Source organism: Streptomyces sp. WM4235 (genome assembly GCF_001279725.1).
Classification (GTDB): domain Bacteria; phylum Actinomycetota; class Actinomycetes; order Streptomycetales; family Streptomycetaceae; genus Streptomyces.
Genome location: NZ_LGDE01000056.1, coordinates 1 through 8,548 on the forward strand (window position 1 = coordinate 1; position 8,548 = coordinate 8,548).

Sequence of the window (8,548 nt, forward strand, 5' to 3'; positions counted from 1 at the left end):
CTCGAGACGTGCCTTCCGCCGCATGAGGACCACGGCCCTGCCACTGGCTCTCTCCCTGGCCGCCGGCGGACTGATCACGACGACCGCCACGACCGCACACGCCACCACCGCACACGCCGCTACCTATGGCACTGTGCGCGAGGCGTTCAACAACACGGCGATCAGCCCGGACGGCGAACCCGCAGCAGCCGACTTCGACGCCGCAGGACGCAGCCTGTCGGCCACCGACCTCGACAAGGCGGGCTGGCGCCGCGGCACCCGCGTCACGATCGGCGCAACGACCTACACACGGGCCGATGTCGCCCCCGGTCAACCCGACAACGTCATGGCCGCAGGCCAGATCCTGACGACACGGGGCGCCGGCAACGCACTCGGATTCCTGGCATCTGCGACATCCGGCCCCGTCGCCGCGCCCGTCACCGTGACCTACACCGACGGCACATCGGCACAGCAGACCCTGGAGGTCCCCGACTGGACCGCGGGCGCGACGACCACGGCCGCCCTCAGCCTGGACCACCGCAACACCCCGTCCGGACAACAGACGGCCCCCGCCCGGCTCCACGCGGTCACCGTGCCGCTCGACCCGCACAAGACCGTCGCGTCCGTGACCCTGCCGAAGACCGGCAGCTCCGCCGCACCAGGCGCCCCCGCGCTGCACGTCTTCGACCTCGCCGTACGCAGCACACCCGCCGCTCCGGGCGGAAAGTTCTGGGCCGGCAGCTGGGGTGCCTCCTTCGGCTCCGCCCAGCCGGTTGCCCAGCCGGGCTGGGCCCAGCAGACCCTGCGCATGGTCGTGAACCCCCACACCAGCGGTGGCACCGCCCGTATCCGGTTCGCCAACACCTTCTCCCCGCAGCCGATCCGGCTCGGGCACGTGACGGTCGCAGCCCAGGCGGCGGCCGGGGGAGCGGCCGCGACCCAGGTACCCGTCTCCCTGACCTTCGGCGGCGCAGCGGAGACCACCCTTCCGGCCGGCGGGGAGATCTACAGCGATCCCGTCGCCTTCCCCGTCACCGCCGGAAAGAACCTCCTGGTCAGCATCTACCTCCCCGACCAGGTCACGACGGCGCCCACGCACGACTACGCCCTGACGACCTCCTTCATCAGCAACCGCCAGGCGGGAGATCACACGGCCGACACTGCCGCGACGGCATTTCCCGGCACTCTCTCCCACTGGACGCTGGTCAACGGCATCGACGTCGCCGCAGCCGAGAACATCGGAACCGTCGTCACCCTGGGCGACTCCCAGACGGACGGAGCCCACTCCACCCCGGACCGCAACCAGCGTTGGCCCGACCACTACGCCGCGGCGCTCAACGCCGCCTCCCGGCCCACCGGCGTCGTCAATGCGGGCATCAGCGCGAACCGGCTGCTGACCGACCGCGCCGACACCGCCGGACCCAGCGCCCTGAGCAGACTGGACCGGGACGTCTTCGCCCAGAGCAACGTCCGTACGGTCGTTGTCTACGAGGGCATCAACGACCTCGCCCACGACAACGCCTCCGCCCAGTCGGTGACGGACGCGATCCGCCGCATCTGCGCACGGGCGAAGGCACGCGACATCCGCGTCATCGTCGCCACCCTCCCCGCATTCGGCGGCTATTCCGCCTACAGCGACGCCAAGGAGACCGCACGCCAGCAGGTCAACGCCGCCATCAGGACGATGACGGAGGCCGACGCCCCCACCGACTTCGACCTCGCCACCCGTGACCCCGACATGCCGTCCCAGCTCCTGCCGAGCATGCTGAAGCCGGGCGGCGACCACCTCCACTTCGGCGACGCCGGCACCAAGGTCCTCGCCGACACCCTGGTCCGGGCAGCTGACGCGCCCAGCCTCGCCATGTCCCAGACCACGGCCGCTGACTTCAACGGCGACGGGATCCAGGACCTCGTCGCGCGCCAGGACTCGACGGGCACCCTCAAGATGTGGCTCGGACGGGGCAACGGCACCTTTGCCTCCTCCACCGACGTGACCGCCGGCTGGCGCCCCTACTCCCAGACCACGGCCGCCGACTTCACCAGTGACGGCAAGGCCGACCTCATCGCCCGCGAATCCTCGGGCACCCTGAAACTCTGGAAGGGCCACGGCGACGGCACCTTCGGCTCGGCGATCACGGTGACGGGCGGCTGGGAGTTCACCCAGACGACTGCCGCGGACTTCGACGGCGACGGCAAGGCCGACCTGATCGCCCGCGACTCCTCGGCGAACCTGAAGATCTGGGCCGGCCGCGGCGACGGCACCTTCGGCGCCGGCGCCGCCCTGAGCAGCGGCTGGGACTTCACGCAGACCACGGCGGCCGACTTCAACGGCGACCACCAGGCGGACATCATCGCCCGTGACGCCTCCGGGAACCTCAAGATGTGGACGCACAACGCCGCCGGCTACTTCAACGCCCCCTTCACCGTCACCGGCGGCTGGAGCCCCTTCTCCCAGACCACGGCAGCCGACTTCACCGGCGACGGCAAGGCCGACCTCATCGCCCGCGACGACAACACCGGCGACCTGCGCAGCTGGGCAGGCCACAACGACGCCACCTTCGCAAGCCCCACCACCCTCACCGGCGGCTGGTGACCGAGTACTCACCAGCACCACGAGCCCGGCCGGGACCGGCCCCCTCCCCGAGCACGCCGGGCTACGTCCTGGGCGGCCTGCGGGAAGAGATCTGGAATCTAATCCCTGTCTCCACCCATCGAGGCCGTGGATGCACTCCGCACCAGGCGGCCACGTTCAGAGAGCCAACCCCGTCCCACACGTTTCGATGGCTGGAACCACCTCTCCCCCCGGCACCCACCGCGGCATGGTCCAGGCTCACCCCCGCTCCGTGTGAACACCGAGCCCCGCCGGAATCCTCGACGCCTCACCACCTACCGTGCACGAGCTCGTCAGCTCGATCCGCTGAAGGGTCCGGCTTGTGACGTCGGCAAACACAAGGGGAGTGGCGTTCCCCTACTACTGCTCCCGAGGTGCCGGGTTCATGGAGTCGGCGGCGAGAGGCCTCGATCGAGCCCGACCGACCCCGTATGTTCCCGGGAGCCGCACATCACGACGGCCTCCCCTCCCGTGAAGGAGGGGAGGCCATCGTCTCTTTCGTGCTTCGACGTCAGCCGGCGAGCGCCTCGGTGGCGGTCCGCCGGATGCGCTTCGTCCGGCCCGACTCGGCCAGAACTCTCAGCACCGACGGCTCGGAGACCTCGGCGCCGATCCGCAGCTGAAGCCAGTCGCTCCAGCCGTCGACGAGTTCGGTGCCGAGTGTCGGCGCTTCCGCTCTGGACCGGAGCTCCTCGAGGATTCCCAGCTCGCGTGCCCGGCGTTCGCTGAACGCGCGCACCGAGGGGGCCAGGGCCTGGACCCAGGTCTCCCGGTCGGCGCGGGGCACCCGCTCCAGGGCTTCGCCGACGACGGCCGACGCGAGCGCTCCGTCCGCCTCTGCAGTGACCGCGGCCAGCAGCCCCGGCCGCGCCGTATCGGACGCGAGGGCGGCCCTGTACAGCTCCCAGCGCGCGTGTCCGTCGGTCACGTCGGACACGGTCGTTCCGACCCGCTCCTCAAGCTGCCGCAGGGCGTGCCGGAGTTCCGGGGTCACCTCAGCATTTGCCATTGGCCTTGAACCTTTCCATGGCGGCTCGGACGTTCCCCCTGATGGTACGGATATTGCTGTCGATGACAGCCTGTTGAGCTTCGTCGGCGGCTTCTCTTCCAGGATCGGTTTGCCGTTCATGCCGATCCGGACCTCCGCGGCCTTGCCCTTGCCCTTGCCCTTCCCCTTGCCCTTGACGTGCGCGTGCGGCGGGCGTGGTCGTTGGAGTAGATCTGGATGGCCACGCCAACCTGGTTCACGATCGTGCCGACCCCCGGATACTGCGGGCTGGTCGACGCGAAGGGGGCCGTCGTGGCCCCCGCGGTGGTGGCGTACGCCGTCGTGGCCGATGAGGTACCGGCTCCCGCGGGCGCGGCGAACGCTGCCGCCCGTGCCGCCGCGCCGACCTTGGGCTTGACCAGGCAGTCGAGTACGCCTCGACCGCCAGAGCCTTCGCCGTGCGGAACTCCCGGACGCACTCCTCGCCGCACTCGCGACGCAGCACACTTCCTCGTCGACCGTGAGGTCGGCACCGGCGTCGGAGTCGTTGGCCTCCACGCGCGCCCGGACGACCCGCTGCTCCTCCTCGCGCTCGGCGGCGGTAGGCTCGACGTCGGCTGCGGCCGCCTCCGACGCGGCGTCGGACGCGGCGTAGTCGGGTGTAGAGACCCAGAGCCACACATACTCCTCAGGCCGCTGAGGGTAGAGTGCCTGATGGTGCGGGCGGCCTGCCGCTGCCCCGCTGTTGCAGTGTCGGGGCCGATGGTGCCCCCGGCGAAGATCCGATTCTTGCAGGAGCGAGCGTGCGCGAGCCCATGTCGCTCAGCTCCGTCGCCTGCCCGCCGTGATGCTTCGCCCCTGACGTGCAGCCCGGCCGCGCCCTTCGGGCAGGCCCCGCTCCGTTCCCTCTTCTTCCGGTCCGCTCGCGTGGGCCGTCCGCGTGGATGCCGGCCCGGTCTTCCCGCGTCCTGCCGCACAGCCTCCGCCTGACCGGAGCGGGGTGTGCCCGAGCACGACAGGTTCCCGATCCCTTGTCTTCTGCTTCCCTGACGTCCCCCGCCGCACGGCTGCGCGCCCTGCGCCCGAACTGGCTCTCCGACCCCAAGGTGTGGCGTACCGAGGTCCTCGCGGGCTTGGTCGTTGCGCTCGCGCTGATCCCCGAGGCGATCTCGTTCTCGATCATCGCCGGTGTCGACCCCGCGGTCGGACTGTTCGCCTCGTTCACGATGGCCGTGGTCATCTCGATCGTCGGCGGCCGCCGCGCGATGATCTCCGCCGCCACCGGTGCCGTCGCGCTGGTGACCGCGCCGCTGAACCGTGAGCACGGCTTCGGCTACCTGGTCGCCGCCGTCATCCTGGCCGGCGTCTTCCAGATCGCGCTCGGCGCGCTGGGCATCGCGAAGCTGATGCGGTTCATCCCTCGCTCGGTGATGGTCGGCTTCGTCAACGCCCTCGCCATCCTGATCTTCATGGCCCAGGTCCCCGAGATGCACGACGTGCCCTGGCCCGTCTACCCGCTGATCACCGGCGGCCTGGCGCTCATGGTGTACTTCCCGAAGATCACCACCGTGATCCCCGCGCCGCTCGTCTCGATTGTCATCCTGACCGTGATCACCGTGGCGGCCGGCATCGCGGTCCCCACGGTCGGGGACAAGGGCGCCCTGCCGTCCTCCCTGCCGGTACCCGGCCTGCCGGACGTGCCCTACACCCTGGACACCCTGACCACCATCGCTCCGTACGCCTTCGCGATGGCGCTCGTCGGCCTGATGGAGTCCCTGATGACGGCCAAGCTCGTCGACGACATCACCGACACCCACTCCTCCAAGACCCGCGAGTCCATCGGCCAGGGCATCGCGAACATCGTCACCGGCTTCTTCGGCGGCATGGGCGGCTGCGCCATGATCGGCCAGACCATGATCAACGTGAAGGTGTCCGGCGCCCGCACCCGCCTGTCCACCTTCCTCGCAGGCGTCTTCCTGATGGTGCTGTGCATCGTCTTCGGCCCGGTCGTCTCCGACATCCCGATGGCCGCGCTCGTCGCCGTCATGGTCATGGTCTGCTTCGCGACCTTCGACTGGCACTCCATCGCGCCCAAGACCCTCAAGCGGATGCCCGCCGGCGAGATCACCGTCATGGTCGTCACCGTCGCCTGCGTGGTCGCCACCCACAACCTCGCCATCGGCGTCGTCGCCGGCTCCATCACCGCGATGGTCATCTTCGCCAAGCGCGTCGCCCACCTCGCCGAGGTCACAGCCGCCCCCGACCCCGACAACGCCAGCGTCGTCTACTCCGTGACCGGCGAGCTGTTCTTCGCCTCCTCCAACGACCTCGTCGGCCAGTTCAACTACGCCACCGACCCTGACAAGATCGTCATCGACCTGTCCAAGGCGCACATCTGGGACGCCTCCTCCGTCGCCGCCCTTGACGCCATCGAGACCAAGTACGCCCAGCGCGGCAAGACGGTCCAGATCACCGGACTCAATGACCCCAGTGCCGACCTTCACGGCAAGCTCACCGGCGAACTCACCAGCCACTGACACCACCGCTGCGAACCGAAGGACCCGGCCGCCGACCGGGGTCCTTCGAAGTTCTCACAGACGACCTTTTCCCGCAGCAAGATCGAAAGCGATCGGCGGGAGCGGTCGGCGGGAGCGGTTGGGATCGCGGAGCAAGGCCTGCTGGACCTGTGCCGGTCCTTCCCCGAGGTGGCGGATCCGAGGCCGGCCCGGCCCTGCCCGCAGGGGGACTTCCTCGGCGGCCGGCTCGGCTGCTGCCTGCCCTTCGCCCAGGGCGCCGCCCTGGCCTCCGGCCCCGGCCGGGTGATCGTGGCGGTCCTCGGGGACGGCGAGTGCGAGATCGCGATCACGGCTGCGGCCTGACTCGCCGCCCACGCCCTGCCCGGCACCCCGGTGCTGCCGCCCGTCCACCTCAACGGCTTCTGCATGTGCGCCCGCAGCCTCCTCGCCGGCCTCGACGAGCGGGCCATGACCGCGTACACGGCCGGGCTCGGCCGGCACGCCCGCACCGTCACCATCCCGGACGACGGACACGAGGCCTTCCACGCCGAGTTCGCCCAGGCCGTCGCCGACACCCTGGCCGGCCGGCGCACGGTGCTGTTCATGCGGTGCGTCAAGGGCTGGAGCGGCCCCGCCACCGTGAACGGGCAGCAGGTCGTCGGCACCGTTCGCGCGCACAGGACCCCAGTCACCCGGGCCGCCACCGACCCCGCCCAGACGCACGCCGTGGAAGCGTGGCTGTCCGCGTACCGGCTCAAAGAACTGTCCACCAACGGCGGCCACCCGAGCCGCGGCCTCGCCACTGCCCTCTCCGCAACCGCAGGGCCGCGCCTGAAAGCGCTCTCGCCGGGCCCCGTCACAGCTCGGCCACCGTCACCCGCGTCGTCGCCGGATGGATCCTCCGCCGACCGGAGACCCTCAACGAGACGGAGCGCCTTCGGCTCAAAGCCGTTCTGGTTCACTGCCCTGAACTCGAAGCCCTCACCGGCCACGTCCGCTCCTTCGGCCAGATGCTCACCGAGCGCCAGGCGAACGGCTGCCGCAGTGGCTCGATGCCGTCCGGCAAGACGATCTGCCTGGCCCCCACACGCTTGCTGCGGGTATCGATCGTGACCGCGATGCGGTCATCGCGGGCCTCACCCTGCCCTGGAGCTCAGGCGTCGTCGAAGGCCAGGTCAACCGAATCAAGACGCTCAAACGTCAGATGTTCGGCCGGGTCGGCTTCGCCCTTCTCCGCGAGCGTGTCCTGCTCCACTCGTGAAGCACAGGTCAGACCCCATCTGCAAGGAGCCCGAAGCCCTCCGGGAACCCTTCCAGGAACTCGCGCCGTGCCGGGTCAGACTCGGCTTCGACCATGGTTCCAAGCAGTTCGATCAACTCGTTCCGCTGGTCGCTCGACAGCATGCTGACCAGGTGGGCGACGCCTTCCATGACCTTGACGGCGTCGTCCGGATCCATCTGCTCGTCTTCAGTGCCCTCAATGAACCACAGGACATCGACCAAACCCTCGGCCAGGGCGTGAGTCAGAGACGAGTACACAGGCATCAAGGCGGACTCCCAGCAGGCCACGGCAGCAGAGTCCGGCCATCCCACCACACAGCACTGACATCACACTCCGTCAGCCCTCCACGGAAGGTGAGCCAGAACCCGAAACTCACCTACACAGCCACTCGCCACCCGTATGGCGCTGAGGTTCCGAACGAACGTCGCGGAGGTTCAAGTACGTGCGGTGTCGGCATTCCTAGGATTCGACGACAGAAGGGAAACCCGGGCTGTTCATGGACGGGTGCACACCAAGGACAAGAAACTCGTGAAACAAGAGAAGTCCAGCCACATGGCTGTCATCGCAGGTACCGGCACCGACATGGACATCCCCAACGGGGTGATCGGCAATGGCCGGAGCGGTCGCGCCCAGGTCCGTCGGATCAAGGCGATCGTTTGCCACCGGGCCACCTCGGTGTCCGCCGGTTGGGGTTGGAGTCGTAGCCCTTGTCGCCGAGCAGGGCTTCCGGACGCCTTCGGGGTCGCCCGGGGCGGCCGGCGACGGGTGGGATGCCGTCGACCAAGGCGAGGGTTTGGGTGACGTCGGTGACGTTGGCCGCGGTCGTGATGACTTTCAGCGGGGTGCCGCGTCCGTCGCGGATCAGGTGGTGTTTGCTGCCTGTCTTCCGCCGGTCGACCGGCGACGGGCCGGTGTCGGCTCCCCCTTTTTCGCCCGAATGTGGGAGCCGTCCACGCAGGCCCTGGACCAGTCGAGCCGGCCGGCTGCGTTCAGTTCGTCGAGCAGGACGCGGTGCAGCTGGTCGAAGACGCCCGCCTGCTGCCACCGCTCCAACCACCGCCGGCAGGTCTGTCCTGAGCCGAACCCCAGCTCCATCGGCAGGAGTTGCCAGGCGATGTCGTTGCAGAGCACGTACAAGATGCCTTGCAGGCACAGCCGGTCAGCTACCGGAC

Annotated in this window: 9 protein-coding genes; 5 read left to right on the forward strand and 4 right to left on the reverse strand. The window is 69.5% G+C overall.

What is annotated here, in order from left to right:
* Positions 1-22 precede the first annotated feature (22 nt).
* On the forward strand, positions 23-2,572 hold the full coding sequence (locus tag ADK55_RS06850; RefSeq protein ID WP_053676564.1) for an FG-GAP-like repeat-containing protein: 2,550 nt from the start codon (positions 23-25) through the stop codon (positions 2,570-2,572).
* Between the two features lie 529 nt (positions 2,573-3,101).
* Here the strand turns inward: ADK55_RS06850 and ADK55_RS06855 are convergent.
* A complete protein-coding gene (locus ADK55_RS06855) occupies positions 3,102-3,599 on the reverse strand; it encodes a hypothetical protein (protein WP_053676565.1) in 498 nt (165 codons plus the stop codon).
* A 1,010-nt stretch (positions 3,600-4,609) separates the two neighbouring features.
* Between ADK55_RS06855 and ADK55_RS06860 the strand changes: the two genes are divergently transcribed.
* The 4 genes from ADK55_RS06860 to ADK55_RS39100 all read left to right on the forward strand — a co-directional run bounded on the left by ADK55_RS06860 (position 4,610) and on the right by ADK55_RS39100 (position 7,355).
* The gene (locus ADK55_RS06860) at positions 4,610-6,115 is read left to right on the forward strand and encodes a SulP family inorganic anion transporter (RefSeq protein WP_053676566.1); all 1,506 of its coding nucleotides are present in this window, start codon (positions 4,610-4,612) and stop codon (positions 6,113-6,115) included.
* Between the two features lie 168 nt (positions 6,116-6,283).
* Positions 6,284-6,457: a hypothetical protein gene (locus ADK55_RS37470; protein WP_159041298.1), complete on the forward strand. Its 174-nt coding sequence runs from the start codon at positions 6,284-6,286 to the stop codon at positions 6,455-6,457.
* Between the two features lie 30 nt (positions 6,458-6,487).
* A complete protein-coding gene (locus ADK55_RS39095; RefSeq protein WP_078998576.1) occupies positions 6,488-7,207 on the forward strand; it encodes a hypothetical protein in 720 nt (239 codons plus the stop codon).
* Positions 7,131-7,355 carry a transposase gene (locus ADK55_RS39100; RefSeq protein ID WP_199826462.1) on the forward strand — a complete coding sequence of 75 codons (225 nt, stop codon included), beginning with the start codon at positions 7,131-7,133 and terminating at the stop codon, positions 7,353-7,355. The genes ADK55_RS39095 and ADK55_RS39100 overlap by 77 nt, the downstream gene beginning before the upstream one ends.
* A gap of 8 nt (positions 7,356-7,363) precedes the next feature.
* On the opposite strand, the gene ADK55_RS06870 is transcribed toward ADK55_RS39100, so the two are convergent.
* The 3 genes from ADK55_RS06870 to ADK55_RS39600 form a co-directional block, all read right to left on the reverse strand.
* The gene (locus tag ADK55_RS06870; RefSeq protein WP_053676567.1) at positions 7,364-7,663 is read right to left on the reverse strand and encodes a hypothetical protein; all 300 of its coding nucleotides are present in this window, start codon (positions 7,661-7,663) and stop codon (positions 7,364-7,366) included.
* Between the two features lie 356 nt (positions 7,664-8,019).
* Positions 8,020-8,346 (reverse strand): transposase, encoded by a 327-nt coding sequence (locus ADK55_RS40885; RefSeq protein ID WP_420713598.1) that lies wholly within the window; start codon positions 8,344-8,346, stop codon positions 8,020-8,022.
* Positions 8,238-8,548, reverse strand: a 311-nt coding sequence (locus tag ADK55_RS39600) for an IS5/IS1182 family transposase (RefSeq protein ID WP_053676568.1), incomplete at its 5' end; no start/stop codon positions are given. The genes ADK55_RS39600 and ADK55_RS40885, both read right to left, overlap by 109 nt.